The sequence below is a fragment of the Natrarchaeobaculum sulfurireducens genome, assembly GCF_003430825.1.
Lineage (GTDB): Archaea > Halobacteriota > Halobacteria > Halobacteriales > Natrialbaceae > Natrarchaeobaculum > Natrarchaeobaculum sulfurireducens.
Genome location: NZ_CP024047.1, coordinates 1,472,371 through 1,487,789, shown reverse-complemented (window position 1 = coordinate 1,487,789; position 15,419 = coordinate 1,472,371). Strand labels below are relative to the sequence as shown.

Annotated in this window: 17 protein-coding genes; 8 read left to right on the top strand and 9 right to left on the bottom strand. The window is 62.2% G+C overall.

Going from position 1 to position 15,419, the window contains the following annotated elements; genetic code table 11:
• The first annotated feature begins 2 nt into the window (after positions 1 to 2).
• From AArc1_RS08515 to fabG, 4 genes are all read left to right on the top strand, one after another.
• Positions 3 to 488 (top strand): hypothetical protein, encoded by a 486-nt coding sequence (locus AArc1_RS08515; protein WP_117363955.1) that lies wholly within the window; start codon positions 3 to 5, stop codon positions 486 to 488.
• A gap of 45 nt (positions 489 to 533) precedes the next feature.
• A complete protein-coding gene (locus tag AArc1_RS08510; RefSeq protein WP_117363954.1) occupies positions 534 to 1,085 on the top strand; it encodes a poly(R)-hydroxyalkanoic acid synthase subunit PhaE in 552 nt (183 codons plus the stop codon).
• A complete protein-coding gene (phaC, locus tag AArc1_RS08505; protein WP_117363953.1) occupies positions 1,082 to 2,482 on the top strand; it encodes a class III poly(R)-hydroxyalkanoic acid synthase subunit PhaC in 1,401 nt (466 codons plus the stop codon). The genes AArc1_RS08510 and phaC overlap by 4 nt, the downstream gene beginning before the upstream one ends.
• Positions 2,483 to 2,731: 249 nt before the next feature.
• Complete coding sequence (gene fabG, locus AArc1_RS08500) at positions 2,732 to 3,475, top strand: 3-oxoacyl-ACP reductase FabG (RefSeq protein WP_117363952.1); 744 nt, start codon at positions 2,732 to 2,734, stop codon at positions 3,473 to 3,475.
• A gap of 108 nt (positions 3,476 to 3,583) precedes the next feature.
• Here fabG and moaC read toward each other — a convergent pair whose 3' ends face one another.
• Both moaC and AArc1_RS08490 read right to left on the bottom strand, forming a co-directional pair.
• Positions 3,584 to 4,117, bottom strand: a complete 534-nt coding sequence (gene moaC, locus AArc1_RS08495; RefSeq protein ID WP_186336675.1) for a cyclic pyranopterin monophosphate synthase MoaC — start codon at positions 4,115 to 4,117, stop codon at positions 3,584 to 3,586.
• Positions 4,110 to 5,537, bottom strand: a complete 1,428-nt coding sequence (locus tag AArc1_RS08490) for an NAD(P)H-hydrate dehydratase (protein ID WP_117363951.1) — start codon at positions 5,535 to 5,537, stop codon at positions 4,110 to 4,112. Before AArc1_RS08490 ends, moaC begins: the two co-directional genes overlap by 8 nt.
• 140 nt (positions 5,538 to 5,677) lie before the next feature.
• On the opposite strand from AArc1_RS08490, the gene AArc1_RS08485 reads away from it, so the two are divergent.
• On the top strand, positions 5,678 to 5,986 hold the full coding sequence (locus AArc1_RS08485) for a hypothetical protein (protein WP_117363950.1): 309 nt from the start codon (positions 5,678 to 5,680) through the stop codon (positions 5,984 to 5,986).
• A gap of 16 nt (positions 5,987 to 6,002) precedes the next feature.
• Here the strand turns inward: AArc1_RS08485 and AArc1_RS08480 are convergent, their stop codons facing one another.
• Together AArc1_RS08480 and AArc1_RS08475 are read right to left on the bottom strand one after the other, a co-directional pair.
• Entirely contained in the window at positions 6,003 to 6,284 is a 282-nt protein-coding gene (locus AArc1_RS08480) for an acylphosphatase (protein WP_117363949.1), read from the bottom strand.
• Positions 6,285 to 6,462: 178 nt separating this feature from the next.
• A complete protein-coding gene (locus AArc1_RS08475; protein ID WP_117363948.1) occupies positions 6,463 to 7,344 on the bottom strand; it encodes a DNA-3-methyladenine glycosylase family protein in 882 nt (293 codons plus the stop codon).
• A 156-nt stretch (positions 7,345 to 7,500) separates the two neighbouring features.
• Here AArc1_RS08475 and AArc1_RS08470 point away from each other — a divergent pair, with 156 nt between their 5' ends.
• On the top strand, positions 7,501 to 7,980 hold the full coding sequence (locus AArc1_RS08470; RefSeq protein ID WP_117363947.1) for a DUF555 domain-containing protein: 480 nt from the start codon (positions 7,501 to 7,503) through the stop codon (positions 7,978 to 7,980).
• Positions 7,981 to 8,106: 126 nt separating this feature from the next.
• Here AArc1_RS08470 and AArc1_RS08465 read toward each other — a convergent pair whose 3' ends face one another.
• The 3 genes from AArc1_RS08465 to AArc1_RS08455 all read right to left on the bottom strand — a co-directional run bounded on the left by AArc1_RS08465 (position 8,107) and on the right by AArc1_RS08455 (position 10,024).
• Positions 8,107 to 8,343 carry a UPF0058 family protein gene (locus AArc1_RS08465; RefSeq protein WP_117363946.1) on the bottom strand — a complete coding sequence of 79 codons (237 nt, stop codon included), beginning with the start codon at positions 8,341 to 8,343 and terminating at the stop codon, positions 8,107 to 8,109.
• Positions 8,344 to 8,660: 317 nt separating this feature from the next.
• Positions 8,661 to 8,840: a DUF7836 family putative zinc-binding protein gene (locus AArc1_RS19345; RefSeq protein ID WP_117363945.1), complete on the bottom strand. Its 180-nt coding sequence runs from the start codon at positions 8,838 to 8,840 to the stop codon at positions 8,661 to 8,663.
• A 191-nt stretch (positions 8,841 to 9,031) separates the two neighbouring features.
• Positions 9,032 to 10,024, bottom strand: a complete 993-nt coding sequence (locus tag AArc1_RS08455; RefSeq protein WP_117363944.1) for a transcription initiation factor IIB — start codon at positions 10,022 to 10,024, stop codon at positions 9,032 to 9,034.
• Between the two features lie 302 nt (positions 10,025 to 10,326).
• On the opposite strand from AArc1_RS08455, the gene AArc1_RS08450 reads away from it, so the two are divergent.
• A complete protein-coding gene (locus AArc1_RS08450) occupies positions 10,327 to 11,034 on the top strand; it encodes an MBL fold metallo-hydrolase (RefSeq protein ID WP_117363943.1) in 708 nt (235 codons plus the stop codon).
• Between the two features lie 57 nt (positions 11,035 to 11,091).
• Here AArc1_RS08450 and AArc1_RS08445 read toward each other — a convergent pair whose 3' ends face one another.
• Positions 11,092 to 12,183, bottom strand: a complete 1,092-nt coding sequence (locus AArc1_RS08445) for a DNA topoisomerase IV subunit A (RefSeq protein ID WP_117363942.1) — start codon at positions 12,181 to 12,183, stop codon at positions 11,092 to 11,094.
• Positions 12,180 to 14,630, bottom strand: a complete 2,451-nt coding sequence (locus tag AArc1_RS08440) for a DNA topoisomerase VI subunit B (protein WP_117363941.1) — start codon at positions 14,628 to 14,630, stop codon at positions 12,180 to 12,182. Before AArc1_RS08440 ends, AArc1_RS08445 begins: the two co-directional genes overlap by 4 nt.
• Before the next feature lie 145 nt (positions 14,631 to 14,775).
• Between AArc1_RS08440 and AArc1_RS08435 the strand changes: the two genes are divergently transcribed.
• On the top strand, positions 14,776 to 15,417 hold the full coding sequence (locus tag AArc1_RS08435) for a helix-turn-helix domain-containing protein (RefSeq protein ID WP_117363940.1): 642 nt from the start codon (positions 14,776 to 14,778) through the stop codon (positions 15,415 to 15,417).
• Positions 15,418 to 15,419: the final 2 nt, after the last annotated feature.

Genomic DNA, 15,419 nt, shown 5'->3' with positions numbered 1-15,419 from the left:
CCATGACCCAGAACCCACTCACCGCACTCTTCGCCGCACAGCGCACCGCCGTCGAACAGTCCCAGAACCTCACCCACGACGCCCTCGAGGCGCAGTCGACGTCGCTTTCGGCGTTCACTAGCGCCGTCGAGTCCTCGGGCACGCTCGTCGAGTCCAACGCGGACCTGACGAAAGGTGCCACCCACGCCTACCTCGACGCGCTCGAGGCGTCGATGCCCGAAGACGCCGCGAACTTCGACGAACTGCGCGAGTTCGTCGACGAGAGCGTCGATTCGGCCACCGAAGCCCAGTCACAGTCGCTCGAGGCTATGGCCGAGGCCATGACGGAGTCCGAAGCCGCCTTCGAGGAGTTCACCGCGAGCTACTCCGAGGTCGTCGACACGTCGTTCGATGCCTTCCTCGAGGCCCACGAGCAGCTCGAAGCGAACGTATCGACTGTCGCCGAGAACGTCGAAGAGGCCGCTCAGGAAATCGACGTTTCGGCGTAGAAAAAAGGCTCAGCCTTTTTACGTAAGCTGCCCAATTTATACGCAATGTCAGACTCACAACAGCCCCAGATGCAGAACTGGAACGCATTCGTCGAACAGTGGAACGAACAGCTACTCGAGGCACTCGAGAACAACATGGAAGCGCAGGCGCAGTTCGTCGAGAGCTGGTCCGAAACCGTCGGCGAGGTGAGCGAGGAAAACGAGATATCCGATGGAGTCGAAGGCTACGCTCGAGCCTACGAGACGTGGATGAACGCCTCGAAACAGATGGTTGACCGGATGAACGACTCGCTCGAAGGCGAAGACGTCGACGTCGATGAATTCCGCGACATCTGGCTCAACACGGCCAACGAAGCGTTTAAAGACGTGATGTCGACGACCGCCTTCGCCCGGATGACGGGTGAGACAGTCGGCGACGTCCTCGAACTCCAGCAACAGGCCGACGAGGCCTCCCAGGAGACACTGCGAACGCTCGGGTTCGCGACCGAGGAAGGCGTCGTCGAGATCGGCGACCGACTCGTCGAACTCGAGCGCCGCCAGCACGCCGTCGAGTCAAAACTCGACCGCGTCCTTGAGCATCTCGAAGACGAACAATGAGAAACCCCTACGCAACCGCACTCGAACTCCAGCGACAGACCTGGGAGAACGCCGCCGACCTCGCCGAGAAGAGCCAGGTCGCTCCGGATCGCACCGAGACCTTAGAGAACGTCGAGGTCGGCCAGACACCGAGCGAGGTCGTCTACGAGGAGAACAAACTCGAACTCCTCCACTACGAGCCGATGACCGAAGAGCAGTACGACGTCCCCATCCTCGTCACCTACGCGCTGATCAACAAGCCGTACATCCTCGACCTCCAGCCCGACCGGTCGGTCATCCGGACGCTACTCGAGGCCGGCTTCGACGTCTACATGATCGACTGGGGCGAGCCTTCGAAGCTGGACCGAAAACTCTCACTCGATGACTACGTCAACCGGTACATCGACAACTGCGTCGACGTCGTCCGCGAGCGCTCGGGTCAGGACGCGATCAACATCCTCGGCTACTGTATGGGTGGGACGATGTCGGCCATGTACGCGGCCCTGTACCCGGAGAAGGTCAGGAACCTCGCCCTGATGGCCGCCGGCCTCTGTTTCGCCGGTGAGGGTGGCGTCCTCGAGCTGTGGGGCGCTGAAGACTACTACGACCCCGAGACCGTCACGGACACGTTCGGAAACGTCCCCGCGGAGTTCTTGGACGTCGGTTTCGCCCTGATGGACCCCGTCGCGAACAACCTGACGAAGTACGTCCGCTTCTACGACAACGTCGAGGACGAGGATTTCGTCGAGAACTTCGCGCGGATGGAGCGGTGGCTCTCGGAGGGCATCGACGTCGCGGGCGTCGCCTACGAGGAGTTCATCCGTGACATCTACCAGGAGAACAAGCTGTACAAGAACGAACTCCACCTGGGCGACGAACACGTCGATCTCGAGAAGATCGACATGCCTGTCCTCCAGATCGTCGCCGAGTACGACCACCTCATCCCGCCGGGGGCGTCCAAGCCGTTCAACGAGGTCGTTTCCGCCGACGACACCGAGATCATGGAGTTCGCAACGGGCCACATCGGGATGTCCGTCTCCTCGCGCAGTCACGCCGAACTCTGGCCGGACGTCTGTGAGTGGTTCGAAACGCGGTCCGTTGCAGACGTCGAGGCCGAGTTTGACTCGCCCGATCCAAAAGCGGCGGACGTCGCTGGTGATGCGTCCAGCTCCGGTGACTTCACTGATGGCGGTGAAACTGTCGAGAGAACTACTAGTGGCGACGTATCGTCTGCGACCGAGACCGACGATTTCACCGAACTGACCGGTGTTGGTCAGGCGTACGCCGAGGACCTTCAGGAGGCTGGCGTCGAAACGTTCGGCCAGCTCGCCGCGGCCAACGTCGCGGAACTCGCTTCCGAAACGGGTATTTCCCCCAGTCGAATCGAAGACTGGATCGAGCAGGCACAGACCCGGTAACGCGCTGCGGTTGACCGCCCCCACATCGGGTTTTCACGGCAATCTCGAAACCGTACTGCCTGCAGTAGCCACCAAACGTCAGATACACCCGTTTGCACGAGGGGAGCGAGCCGGAGCGAGGAATCGAGTGCGAATCGCGGACGGTGCAGTCAGCGTACAAACCGCTCCACTTGTTTCTATAACGACAGGTGCAGGTTCTGTTAGTTGACACGTCATTATATACCGACGGAGGTAGAATAGGCAGTGACAATGTCTATGGACGGACGCACCTGTGTCATCACAGGCTCGGCACGCGGCATCGGGCGGGGAATCGCGGAGTACCTCGGTTCCGAGGGTGCTAACGTGGTCGTCAACTACCGGTCGTCTGAAGGACCGGCACACGAAGCCGCCGAAACGATCGAAGCTGCCGGCGGGCAGGCCGTCGCTGCACAGGCCGACGTGGCCGACCGCGACGAGGTTATCCACATGCGAGAGGTCTGCCACGATGCCTTCGGTCCGGCAGACGTACTCGTGAACAACGCTGGAATCACCGCTGACACCCAGTTTACCACGATGACCCGAGAAGAGTGGGATCGCGTCATGGACGTCAATCTCGGCGGGATGTTCAACTGCACCCAGGAGTTCTACGACGACATCTGGAACGCCAACGAGGGCCGCCTGATCAATATCTCGAGCGTCGTCGGCAAACAGGGCAACTTCGGACAGGCCAACTACGCCGCCGCCAAAAGTGGGATGTTCGGCTTTACCCGAACGATCGCCCTCGAACTCGCCAAAGGCGGGTCGACGGCCAACTGCGTTGCCCCCGGCTTCACCGCGACCGATATGCTCGAGAGCGTTCCGGATAAGGTACTCGACCGAATCGTCGCCGGCATTCCGCTCGAGCGTCTGGCCGAGGTCGAAGACATCGCGGCCGTCGTCCGATTCCTCGCGAGCGAAGACTCCTCATATGTCACCGGCGAAGTGATCGACGTCAACGGCGGGATGGACCTCTAGCCGTCGGGCTCGGGAGTTTCGAGACGGTCGCTCGACGGCAGACCGAGTCCCAAAAGATGTAGCCGACTACACCCCATCCAGCAGCCACTCCGTGCGACCGACGTTCGATTACCCCTGGCGTTTCCGTTTCTGTTTTTGCAGTACACGAACGTTTTCGATTCCCGTGTCGGGATACTGGCCCCCGTCGTCTTTCTCGACGGCTTTGACCATATCCCAGACGACGTTTAAGCCAGTCGTCACGCCCTCTAAAGCCTCCATCTCGCAGCCGGTTTTCCCAGTCGTCTCGACGGCAACCTCGAGGTCGATGCGGTCTTCGTGAAGCGTAAAGTCGGTGTCGACATTGGTAATCGGGATCTGGTGACACATCGGGATCGTTTCCCAGGTGTGTTTGACGGCCTGAATCGCACCCACGCGAGCGGTGGCGAGCACGTCGCCTTTGCCGACCCCATCGTCGCGGATGGCCTCGACCGTCGAGGGCTGGAGGCGGATCTCGCCCGCTGCGACGGCGCGGCGGTCGCTATCCGGCTTGTCCCCGACGTCGACCATCTGGACGTCACCCTCCTCGGTCGTGTGTGTGAGGTCGGTCGCCCCGTTTTGCTCGTTCGTCCCGGCCTCGTCGTCGGCGTCGGGGGTCTCACTCATCGGCACCACCCCACAGTGCCGCGGGGATCTCCTCGAGGACGTCCGTGGCGAGGTAGCCGTGGCCCTGACCGTCGGCCAGCCGTTCGCCGGCAATGCCGTTGACGTGGGCGGCGGCTGCCGCCGCCTCGAGCGGGTCGGCGAACTCGAGTAAGGCAGCGACGATGCCGGCGAGCGTATCGCCTGTGCCGCCGACTTTCATCGCGACGGTTCCCGAGCGGCTGATTCGGGTCCGTTCGCCGTCCGTAACGACGTCGGCTGCGCCTTTCGCGAGTACGACGTGACCTAACTCGGCCGCGAAGGACTCGATTTCGTCGGCCACCGATCGAAGGTCGTCGGCGTCCGGCCCGCCCATTCGCGCCAGTTCGGCCCGATTGGGCGTACAGACGAGCGTCGCATCGGTCTCGATGTCGGGGACGACCGCAAGTGCGTCCGCGTCGACGACTACCTGGCCGTCGTACGACTCGAGGAACGTCCGGACGGCCTCGAGCGTCTCGGCTTCGGTGCCGAGGCCGGGACCGAGGACGACGACGTTCTCGTACGTCTGTGCGGTCTCGAGGAGGTCGTCCAGTTGGTCGAGCCCCAGGTGGTCGCCGTCGAACGGTTGGACGATCAGGTCCGCAGAATAGCCCTGGATCTCGCCGGCGACGACTTCAGGTGCGGCGACGAACGAGAGTTCGGCACCGGCCCGGAGCGCCGCCTGGGCGGCCAGCGCAGGTGCACCGGTGTACGGGCCTCCGCCGATGACGTACGGCCGTCCTGCCCGGTCGTCGGGGCGGGCGAGACGAACGTCGCCGGGACCGACGAACCGTTCGGCTGCGGCGGGAATGCCGATATCAGCGACGGTGACGGTGGCCTCGAGGTGCTCGAGGCCCGGCTTCGTGTCGTGGAAGGTGACGACGTGATCCGCGTCGACCCCGTTGTCGGCGTGATCGCCACTAGCAGCGTCGAAGCCAGACGGAACGTCGACCGCGACGACGGTCGCCTCGGCATCGTTGATCGCTCGCGCGGCGGTCGCGGCCGGCTCGCGGAGGTTGCCACTAATTCCGGTTCCGAGCATCGCATCGACGAGCACGTCGCAGTCCGGAAGCCCGAGGGTCCGTGAGTCGGTCACCTCGCGAACGTCGTAGTCGGCGCGCTCGAGCGCTGCCCAGTTATCGCGGGCGATGTCGGTGCCGATCGTTTCGGCCCGGCCGAGCAGGAGCGTCGTCACGTCGTAGTCGTCCAGAAACCGGGCTGTGACGAACGCGTCGCCGCCGTTGTTCCCCCGCCCGGCGACGATCACGACCCTCGAGCCCGGGTCGGCGATCTCGCGGACCCGCTGGGCGACCGCGTTACCGCTTGATTCCATCAGCTGCTTTCGTGGCACGCCAAGCGCCTCGGCGTTCTCGTCGACGGCGGCCATCTGCTCGCCTGTAATCATACGACACGGTTCGACCGGCCAACCGTTGAAGATTGCGGACGGGGTGGTCGTCTACTCGGACACGTCGTAGGCCGTCGTGGTCTGCGTACTCGAGCGACGTCCACACCACTTATGTCTGCATAGGCTGTCATCTCGGTACGATGTTCCCCCCGTTTGCCTCCACTGAACCGCTCGCTGGTGACGACCTAAACCCCCTTACGCGGGCCTACCACGACGTCGTCATCTACGACGCCGTCGACGCGGATGCCCCGCTCTACGAGGGACCGATCGTCGTCCACGCCAACGGTTGGATCGAACTCGAGGGGAATCGCCTCCTCTCGCCGGCGGCAATCCATCACATCGACGTCTACGACGATGAAAGCGAGTGGCACGGCGACGGGACCGACGATCCGAACGAAGGTGGCGACTTCGACAGCGAAAATCGGACGAACCGGTTCAGCCCCCGGTAAGCCGCCCACTCGCCGCTCACTCGTACCGGATCTCGAACCCCTCGAGGCCCTGTGGTTCCTCGTCTGTGACTTCCACGTCGTCGACGTCAGCCGCTGGGCTCCCCTCGTGACACCACTCGACCATCGCCTCGACGTCGGCCTCGGTGCCCTCGAACACTGCCTCGACGCGACCGTCCGTGAGGTTCTTTACCCAGCCATCGATGCCCCGACCACTGGCCGTATCGCGAGTGGTCGCGCGGTAGTAGACGCCCTGTACTTTCCCGGAGACGAACACGTGTGCTCGGGTTCGGTCTGTCATACTCGAGCCGTTGATCGCGACCGGCAAAAATCCCGTTTGTCTGACGCGTGGCTGCCGAGTGGCTGACTATTGTCGTGCGAGGGTTACACACGCGACGTACCCCTCCCCCCTCTCTCGATCGACTTCGGGGTCGTGATCCACTCGCAGGCACTGGGCGACGCCAGAGGGGATCGACGGGTCACTCGGCCGTCCGAAGATGGTGGAAAACGTACGTCTGTGCATATCCTGCGTACTCGCCGCCGAGCCGGTCGCGAATCGCCCGTGACGTCTCTGCGTACGACCCGCGGTCACAGTCGGGGTAGTACTCCTCGATCGCCGACTTGATCCAGGTGTCGAGCGGAACGGCTTCGTCGAACCCCAGCGAGAAGAGCAACACGCAGTCGGCCACTTTGTCGCCGACGCCGACGAACTGGGTGAGATACGTCCGGGCAGCCTCGTACTCGAGGTCGCGAGCGTCGGCTGGATGTGCCTCTCCATCGGCGACCATCTCTGCCGTTCGCACGACGTACGGGGCCCGATAGCCGAGTCCCAGCTCCCGCAGTTCGGCTTCGGTCGCCCGTGCGAGTTGGTCCGGCGTTGGGAACGCGTGGTACGTCCGCCCGTCGAATACGACCTCGTCACCGTACTCGCGTGCCAGCGTTGACACCATCGAGTGAATGCGGCTCACCCGCATCTGTGCCGAGCAGATGAACGAGATCAGACAGCCAAACGGCGGGTCCTCCACCAGTCGCATGCCACGGTGGGCCTCGTAGGCATCGGCTACCAGCGAGTCTTCGGGCGTAGCAGCAACGATCTCCTCGAGGTCGTCTTCGAGTCGTAACAGCCGCCTAACGAGCGGATCGACGTCGGTTGTCGACTCCCACTCGAGCATTCCGCTTTGCGCTCGAACCCGAATTGGGGTCCCGTCGACGACCGTAACGTACCACGTCTCAGGGTCGGGCGTTCCGCTGTACATCCCGTCGTCGTCCCGTTGCCAAAGGTAGGTCTGCCCGCTCTCGAGCGTCCGATAGAGATCGAGCCCACCTGGGAGGTCGTCGATCGGGAGCTGCCCGGTTTCCATTCATCGGGGAGTTCGAGAGCGCCGGCTTGTGCCTTTCGAACCGCACCTTCGAAGGGCGCAGCGGCGACGTCTCCAACGGATCGAGAGTCCACCGGCGCAGACGCGACCGATAAAGTGAGGCGAACCTTGATACTGTAGGCGACACAATGTCACGGTATGAACTGCAGGGTTGTCGTCGAAGCTGCCGTGCCGGTATTCGACGTTGAGACAGAAGACGAGGCGATCCGTATCGCCATCTCCAAGACGGGAGAGATGTTGAACCCTGATTTGAACTACGTCGAGATCAACATGGGAGAACGCACCGCTCCATCGGGAGAGGAACTTCCACCCGCGTTCATCGCGGCCGATGAAGCGCTCGTCGCGTTAGAGCTAGAGATGACCGTTTTCAACGTCGAACGTGAGGAACACGCCTCGCGTATCGCCCGGAAGGAAATCGGCCAGCGCCTCGAGAACATCCCGCTCGAGGTCGAGCGCGTCGACGTGTTAGAAGACGACGAAGACGAGAACGAAACAGAAGACGAATCGGAAAACGAGGCTGACGAGTCGTCGACCACTGAAGAGACGGAGGCCACGGCGGAGAGCGAAGCCGACGAAGACGAAGAAATCCTTCCTGAATTCGAAGACCTCGTCGAGTAACACGACCTTTCGATGGGTTCACTCGGTTTTGCCCGTGTTTATCATCTGAGCGCAGATGTTTCGGTTGGTTCGTAGATACGTCTGGCCAGTACTTGCGTTGTACGATCGGAGGATGCGTCGTTTCGTTCAGTCAGCAGTGGGGGCGACGGCTTCTTGTTCGCCCTCGTGCATGTTCGCCGTGATACCGCCAGCCAGCGCAAAAACAGCCGCTTTATGATCTGTTTTCGATTTGTGAATCGATGTCGGTCGAATACCGAGCGATTCGTACTCTTCGAGGTCGATTCGACAGTTTTCCCACTCCGAACACTGGTTCGATACTTCGGCAAGAAGGCCGTGAAGGTGAATGAGCTCCTGCTTCTTCATAGGCATCCAATCATATCCACTGCAGGGTTATATTATTATCTTGAGCCGCGTTACCACACGCCCCATACAGACCGCCGTGACAGTCCGTAGTTCCGGAAAATAGAACACGATGGACTAGCGACTTGAAACCGTTTATAGGGAGTCCCTGTGTCCGGTTCTCGTTCGCTCGTAAACCACTGTTACAGCACCGGAGTCGTGGTATGATGATCTTAAACTGGCTCCCGAAGTCCGTTTCCTGTGTCTTTGACTGCAACCGCCACTGGTCGCAAACGACGATCTGCAGTGTACAAAAGCGGATTGAAACGAGTCGGGACGTACTAGCCGAGCTGTTTCAAGGTCTGAAGGTCGTGATCGGTTCGCATGAATTCGGCCGTCCGCCGGGTCGCATGACAGTTCGGACAATGGAACATTTCGGCGGATTCTGGAAGCTTGCCCGGTGACGCCTGCCAGTTTTTCGTACACTCGGGGCACAACAGTCGGACGGTCGTTTCATCCATGATATTGTGTTACACGGGAGAGCACAATAAGCCTTGCCGCGTACGCACTCTCGGGTCACGAAACGCCGCGACAAGTGAGGGGCAGACGGTATTCTGCCTCGAGTCCGAACACCATGTGAGTACACCAGCCGACTGGATCGGACGCCATCGACGGTGGTCGTAACTTCCGTTTCCCTCCGGAAAGCCGGTGATTACGCCGGTGCAGCCGAATCCGAGGCCTCGAGCAGTTCCTTGTAGCGGTTTCGGATCGTGACCTCCGAGATGTTCGCGACGTCACTGACCTCGTTCTGCGTGACCTTCTCGTTGGTCAACAGCGCTGCAGCGTAGACGCCGGCGGCAGCGAGGCCAACGGGCGACTTGCCGCTGTGGACGCCCTCTTTGCGAGCCGACTCGAGCAGTTCGCGGGCCATCCGTTCGGTCTCGTCCGACAGGTCGAGGTCGCTCACAAAGCGTGGGACGTAGTGTTCGGGGTCGGCGGGTTTGACCTCGAGGCCGAGTTCTCGGATGATGTACCGGTAGGTTCGGGTCAGCTCCATCTTCTCGACGCGGCTGACGGCCGAGATCTCATCGAGGCTGCGCGGCGTCCCGGCCTGGCGGGCGGCGGCGTACAGCGACGCCGTCGCGACGCCTTCGATCGACCGTCCGGGGAGGAGGTCCTCCTCGAGGGCGCGCCGATAGATGACCGAGGCGGTCTCGCGGACGTTTTCGGGCAGTCCGAGTGCGCTCGCCATCCGGTCGATCTCACCGAGGGCCTGCTTGAGGTTGCGCTCTTTCGAGTCACGGGTGCGAAACCGCTCGTTCCACGTTCGGAGCCGCTGCATCTTCTGACGCTGGCGACTCGAGAGCGCCCGGCCATAGGCGTCTTTGTCCTGCCAGCCGATGTTAGTCGACAGCCCCTGGTCGTGCATCATCTTCGTCGTGGGGGCGCCGACGCGGCTCTTCTGATCTTTCTCGGCCGAATCGAACGCACGCCACTCGGGGCCGCGATCGATTTCGTCTTCTTCGACGACGAGTCCGCAGTCGCCACAGAGCGTCTCGGCGTGTTCGGTGTCCGAGATGAGTCGCCCGCCACACTCTGGGCAGTGCTCTTGCTCGTCGGCTCGGGCAGTCGTTTCGTCTTCTCGTTCGTCGGTTCGTTCGTCGGCTCGTTCGTTCCGGTAGGCTCGAAGGTTCGTATCTGTCATGGTGTCTCAGGGTGGTTACTCGGGGCTCCCAGGTGGGGTAACCAGAAGAAACCCGGTCGCCTCGGTTAACATAGAGTAAGGCCGAAAACGATATAACTGTTTCGCCTACTTTATAAACAAACCTCCGAAGACAATATAGCCATTTCGGTTATGTGGTTATTAATGGGGCAAGAACCTCTCGACTCCACACCAGCCCGTCAGTGTAACATCTCCACCCGAGTCCAAATGAGTCATTGACCAGCTCTCACAACGGCATCGAACGAGTCGAACCTTTTTCGATTCGGCCGGTCGTAGGGTCGTCGATGACTATTAGATTCGGCGCGGTAACGGTCGACTGGTTCGGGCTCGCAAGCGTCCGACTCGAGGGACGGACCGGCGTCGTCATCTACATCGATCCCGGTCCCGAACGATACGGTCTTCTGGACGGCTTTCGACCGGAAGACGGCGATCTCGTTCTCGTCTCTCATGGCCACCACTACGATCCGGACTCGATCGATCGGGTCGCCCACGACGATTCGATCGTCGTCGTCTACGAGTCCGTCGACGCTCACGAACACAACGGCATCAGCGAGCAACCGGAGGAGCTACCGTACGAGGTCGAACGCGTCCGTGACGACGAGTCGTTCATCCTCGGGCCGCTCGACCTCTACACGACGCCTGCGTTTAACGACCCTGCGGGCCCACACACGGACGAGAGTGGGACGCCGTATCACCCCGAAGGCCAGGGCTGTGGCTTCGGCGTTACAGTCGACGGCGTGACGGCGTTCTGGCCCGGCGACACCGACGCCTTCACATTCCACGAGGACCTCGAGGTGGACCTCCTTCTCGCGCCGATCGGCGGCACGTCCACGATGGACCGCCACGAGGCCGCAGCCCTCGCCGAACGGATGGAACCTGGGCTCGTGTTGCCCGTCCACTACGATACGTTCGAGGCGATCGAAACCGACCAGGATGCCTTCGTCGTCGATGTCGCGAGTCGAGGCGTGCCGGTCGTCCTCGACGAGCACTGAGCGCTCGTCCGTCGAACTCAGGTGCGCAAAACGGCGACGGTGACTGGCTGTCCGGCTCTAGATAACGCCCATCGCGTCGAGCCGTTCGGGCAGGTACGTATCCGTGACGAAGTCGAGCCCTCGAGACGCCAGTGCCTGCTGTTCGGACTTCTTCTCGATCTCGAGTTGCAACTCGATCTGTTCTTCCCAGTAGTCGGTCTGAAATCGTGGATCGGAGAGTTCGCTCTCGAGTGCGTTGATGTCCGAGTCGCTCAGCGGGTCACTCGGCAGGTCGTACTCGACGATGTCGGCGGGCTGGATGCCGATGAACTGCGCCTCGGGCGTCGCCAGATACTGCGAGAGATGGGCGGATTTGATCGAGCCGTAGGCGACCGAGCCGTAGATCCGGTACGACCACGGGTCGCCGTCGGTGAAGACGGTCACCGGCAGGCCGAGTTCGTCGTGGAGTCGGCGGGTGATTCGACGGGTCGCTCGGGCGGGCTGGCCTTTGAGGTGGACGATCAAGGCGTTGTACTCCTCGTCGAAGCCGTTTTCGACGAGTCGGTCACGCATCCCACCGGTCTCGACGGCGAGGATGAAATCGGCGTCGCAGTCGAGAAACTCGATCGTGTCGGGGTTGTTCGGAATCTGATAGCCACCTTCACCGACGTCCTCCTGGCAGTGAATCTCGCGTTCGCCACGACGGGTCTGTTCGCGGAGGTGTAACGGACCCATAATCGTCGCCCCAGACTCCTCCGGGCGCATGTGGAAGTCCTCGCGGGTGACACCCGAAACGATCTCTAAGTCCTCGACCAGGCTGTTCGACTCGTCCTGGTCGTTGAACTGCGCCTCCGTGTTATCCCAGCTTTCGGAGAGATAGTAGAGTTCACGCAGGGTCGACGAGCGATCCTGCTCGAGCTGGTCGGCGAGGAACTCGATGGTGTACACCGCCTTCAGGAGCTTCCGGGCTCCGCGGACGGAGTTGGCCGACCGGGTCGACTCCCGATCGCCGTAGACCCAGACCTTCTCGTCTTCGTCGTACTCGATGTTGTTTTTGGTCCGGGTCGGGACCGACATGTGCGGGATCTCGCCCAGTTCGAACTGGTCGTAAAACTGCGCCGCGAGATCGATCAACTGTTCTCGTGCCTGCTGGTCTGCGTCCGTGCTCATTGTTTCACCGTCAGTTTCTCGGTTTCGACGCCTTTCACGCTCAGGTCAAACGATGCGTCCGTCGTGACCTCGTACTCGAGCGTCGCCTCGTCACCGCTCCCCACGTCGGGCTCCCACTTGACGAACCACTCGCCGTCCATCTCGACGACGGTGACGTCGTCGGGAAGGGCCGTCGGCTCGGCCGTGACGATGTCGGTGATCTCGAGTCGCTCGGCCGTACTCGAGTTGTTTTCGACGACGACCGAGACTGCCTTTGCGTCGCCGTTCGCTTCGACCTCGCGTTCGACGAGGACGTTGTTCATAATCCGGGCGATGGCGTCGTCGATGTCGGGTTCGTCGCGTCCGGTGACTTCGGCGACTTTCGTGGCCATCTCGGGGAGGATCTTCCCGAGGACGTTCTGTTTCTTCCGGCGTTTCTGCATCGACCGACGCTTGTTAAGGAAGCGTTTGAGTTCGCGGGCGGCCTCCCGGATGGCGAGTTCGATCTCGTCTTCGATCGCGGGAACGTTCGCGACGGCGTCTTTCGACTCGCTCGTGAACGGAACGTTCGTCGAGGCGACGTGGATCATGATAACGGCCGGACCGTTCGGCAGGCCAGAGCCGCCGGGCTGGTCGAGCCCGTAGTTGCGCCAGCCGATCGACTTGACCACGTCGGTCGTCGCACACGCGCCGCGTTGATAGACCAGCGGCACGCGGTTGGCGAATCGGAGCACGTCGACGCTCCCTTCGGCACCCAGGTCGCCGCCGTAGGCGATGCCAGCTTCGACGATGAACGGGTCGCCGCCGTGGACCTCCGCATCGCGGCTTGCAGAAGCGTAGAACTCGGCATCGAACTCCTTTCTCAGTCCGGCCTCGACGAGATCGGCGGTGATGGGGGAGAGACACCGCGTGGGCGGTGCCATGATGTCGGTCTCGCGCATGGCGTCGATGAGATCGCTGGCGGCGTCGCGGTCGTCGGCCAGTTCGCGGACCAGCGGCGGCTCGTCCGGAACCGTCGCCATCACGCCCCAGATCGTCTCGACGACGTTCTCACGGGCGGTGTCTCCGAACGCGACGTCGTCGTACTCTTCCGTGAGGTCCGCAGCGCGGTCGACGTACTCTCGGAGTTCTCGCTGGGTCAGTCGCTGGCGGACATCCTCGTCGAGCGCATCGGTGAACATTCCCGCGAGCCGATCGGCGAACGCGTGGACGACCGCATCGTCTTTCCGCGTGCTCGTCGCTTCGTCGGCGAGGTCGTAGAGTTCACCGACGAGCCTCGAGTCGGCGTCGTTGCTGTCGGCCTCGTCGTCGTCCGTCGCATCGACGAGTGCGAGCCAGACCGCCTCGAGCGCGTTTTCCTGGACGGTATCGCCGAACGTCGTTCCGTGGTCGGCTTCGGCAGCCTCTGCGGCGTCTGCGACCATTTCGCGCAGTTCGTGGTGGGCGATTCGGTCGCGCTCGTCGACGGCGTCGGCGATGGCACCGGCGAACGCGCTCGTCGCCTCCTGGCCCTTGTTCGCCGTCGCGTCGGCGACGACGGCACGAAGGTCGATTTCCTCCTGGCTTGCAGGCGGTCGCCAGCGCATCTCGCGTCCGTCGTGGCGGTCGCGGAACTCGTCGATGATCGACTCGGCCGTCTTCTTCCCAACACGGGTGAACTCCTCCTGAACGAATCCCGAGACGGAGTGTGAGTCGGTCGCCGCGAGCATCTTCAACACCGTCCCGAGTTCGACGCCGTGGGGGTGCGGGCGGATCTCTTCTGTCTCCTCGGGAAGCTGGTCGGTCGCCCGCTCGAACTTGAAGTGTGCGTCGGGTTCGCGCAACTCGAGGCGAGCGTGGGGGTTGACGACCGCCGTGTGCTTGACGTAATCGTGAAGCTGGTTGCGAGCGCGCATGTTGGCTTCCATCTCGAGTTCGATGCGCGTCCCGTGGGGTCGGTCCCAGCTGGTCGTCTCCTCGACGCTAATTTCGGGTTCGTTCTCGTCGGTGTCGACGATAAGCTCGAAATACTGTGCCTCGCTTTCACCCTGGGTTCGGCTGGTGATCTTCGCCGGTTTGCCGCTGGTCAGCTGTGAGTAGAGAACGGCCGCGGAGATCCCGATCCCTTGCTGGCCGCGGTTTTGCTCGCGAACGTGAAAGCGCGAGCCATAGAGCAGTTTCCCGAAGACTTTGGGGAGCGACTCCTTCGTGAGCCCCGGCCCGTTGTCTTCGACGATCAGGCGATAGTAGTCGCCTGCTTCCTGAATCTCGACGTAGATATCCGGGAGAATGCCCGCCTCTTCGGCGGCGTCTAAGGCGTTGTCGACGGCCTCCTTGACGGCCGTCACGAGGCCTCGAGCGCCGCTGTCGAAGCCGAGCATATGCTTGTTCTTCTCGAAGAACTCGGCGATGGAGATCGCCTGCTGGTTTTCGGCCAGCTCCTCGGCGATCCCCGACTCCTCACCGAGTGTCGACTGGAACGACGTCATCACCTCCCTGTATTAGCGGTGGGGCTAAAAGGTGTACGCTACCGCAGCGAAAGTGATCTCGCCCCCGTGGCTCTCGTTCGAGTGGCGAGGGGATTTCCCGCGCAAAGGTTTAACGTCGCTCGAAACTTCCTCTTAGCCGAGACATATGGCTCGAGACGACACCGACGACTACCGGACGGACGACGGGCCAGACCAGCCACCCGATGACGACGCCCTCGTCGATGGTGATGACGGCGTCCGAACGGCGGCGGCCGAGGAAGTCGACCAGCGGATCGTCGACTTACTCTCGTGGATCCTCGACACCGAGACGCGGGCGAAGATCTACGTCCACTTACTCGACAATCCCGGAAGCACCTCCGAAGAGGTTGCCACGGGAACGGGGCTCTATCCGAGTACGGTTCGGGAGGCCCTCGCGGAACTCCACGACGAAGACCGCGTCACGCGCGAAAAGCGGGCCAGCGAAGGGGCCGGCAACAACCCCTATGAGTACACAGCGATCCAGCCGAGCGAACTCGTCGGTGGTGTGGTCGATCAGGTCCAGCAGGAACTGAACACCATCTTCACGCTCGACCGCGTTCTCGACCGGGAAGCCGAGGCCGAACCGGAACTGGGTGCTGACGTCGAGCCAGTGACGATCACGGTCGACGAGATCGACGTGCTCGAGGCGGCCGACCGGGCTGACGAAGCCGAATCCAAAATGAACGAATCTACTGGCGACTCGGTAGCCGACGAGTCGACGACCAACCTGTCGGACACAGCCGACAAAGACGACGAAGCTGACGCGTAACT

Excerpts from the sequence above, each read along its gene's own strand:
- AArc1_RS08450 (WP_117363943.1), top strand. The coding sequence starts at position 10,327 with ATGACTATTAGATTCGGCGCGGTAACGGTCGACTGGTTCGGGCTCGCA.
- AArc1_RS08510 (WP_117363954.1), top strand. The coding sequence starts at position 534 with ATGTCAGACTCACAACAGCCCCAGATGCAGAACTGGAACGCATTCGTC.
- AArc1_RS08480 (WP_117363949.1), bottom strand. The coding sequence starts at position 6,284 with ATGACAGACCGAACCCGAGCACACGTGTTCGTCTCCGGGAAAGTACAG.
- AArc1_RS08490 (WP_117363951.1), bottom strand. The coding sequence starts at position 5,537 with ATGATTACAGGCGAGCAGATGGCCGCCGTCGACGAGAACGCCGAGGCG.
- AArc1_RS08485 (WP_117363950.1), top strand. The coding sequence starts at position 5,678 with ATGTTCCCCCCGTTTGCCTCCACTGAACCGCTCGCTGGTGACGACCTA.
- phaC (WP_117363953.1), top strand. The coding sequence starts at position 1,082 with ATGAGAAACCCCTACGCAACCGCACTCGAACTCCAGCGACAGACCTGG.
- AArc1_RS08455 (WP_117363944.1), bottom strand. The coding sequence starts at position 10,024 with ATGACAGATACGAACCTTCGAGCCTACCGGAACGAACGAGCCGACGAA.
- moaC (WP_186336675.1), bottom strand. The coding sequence starts at position 4,117 with ATGAGTGAGACCCCCGACGCCGACGACGAGGCCGGGACGAACGAGCAA.
- AArc1_RS08475 (WP_117363948.1), bottom strand. The coding sequence starts at position 7,344 with ATGGAAACCGGGCAGCTCCCGATCGACGACCTCCCAGGTGGGCTCGAT.
- AArc1_RS08435 (WP_117363940.1), top strand. The coding sequence starts at position 14,776 with ATGGCTCGAGACGACACCGACGACTACCGGACGGACGACGGGCCAGAC.
- AArc1_RS19345 (WP_117363945.1), bottom strand. The coding sequence starts at position 8,840 with ATGGATGAAACGACCGTCCGACTGTTGTGCCCCGAGTGTACGAAAAAC.
- AArc1_RS08465 (WP_117363946.1), bottom strand. The coding sequence starts at position 8,343 with ATGAAGAAGCAGGAGCTCATTCACCTTCACGGCCTTCTTGCCGAAGTA.
- AArc1_RS08445 (WP_117363942.1), bottom strand. The coding sequence starts at position 12,183 with ATGAGCACGGACGCAGACCAGCAGGCACGAGAACAGTTGATCGATCTC.
- AArc1_RS08440 (WP_117363941.1), bottom strand. The coding sequence starts at position 14,630 with ATGACGTCGTTCCAGTCGACACTCGGTGAGGAGTCGGGGATCGCCGAG.
- AArc1_RS08470 (WP_117363947.1), top strand. The coding sequence starts at position 7,501 with ATGAACTGCAGGGTTGTCGTCGAAGCTGCCGTGCCGGTATTCGACGTT.
- fabG (WP_117363952.1), top strand. The coding sequence starts at position 2,732 with ATGTCTATGGACGGACGCACCTGTGTCATCACAGGCTCGGCACGCGGC.
- AArc1_RS08515 (WP_117363955.1), top strand. The coding sequence starts at position 3 with ATGACCCAGAACCCACTCACCGCACTCTTCGCCGCACAGCGCACCGCC.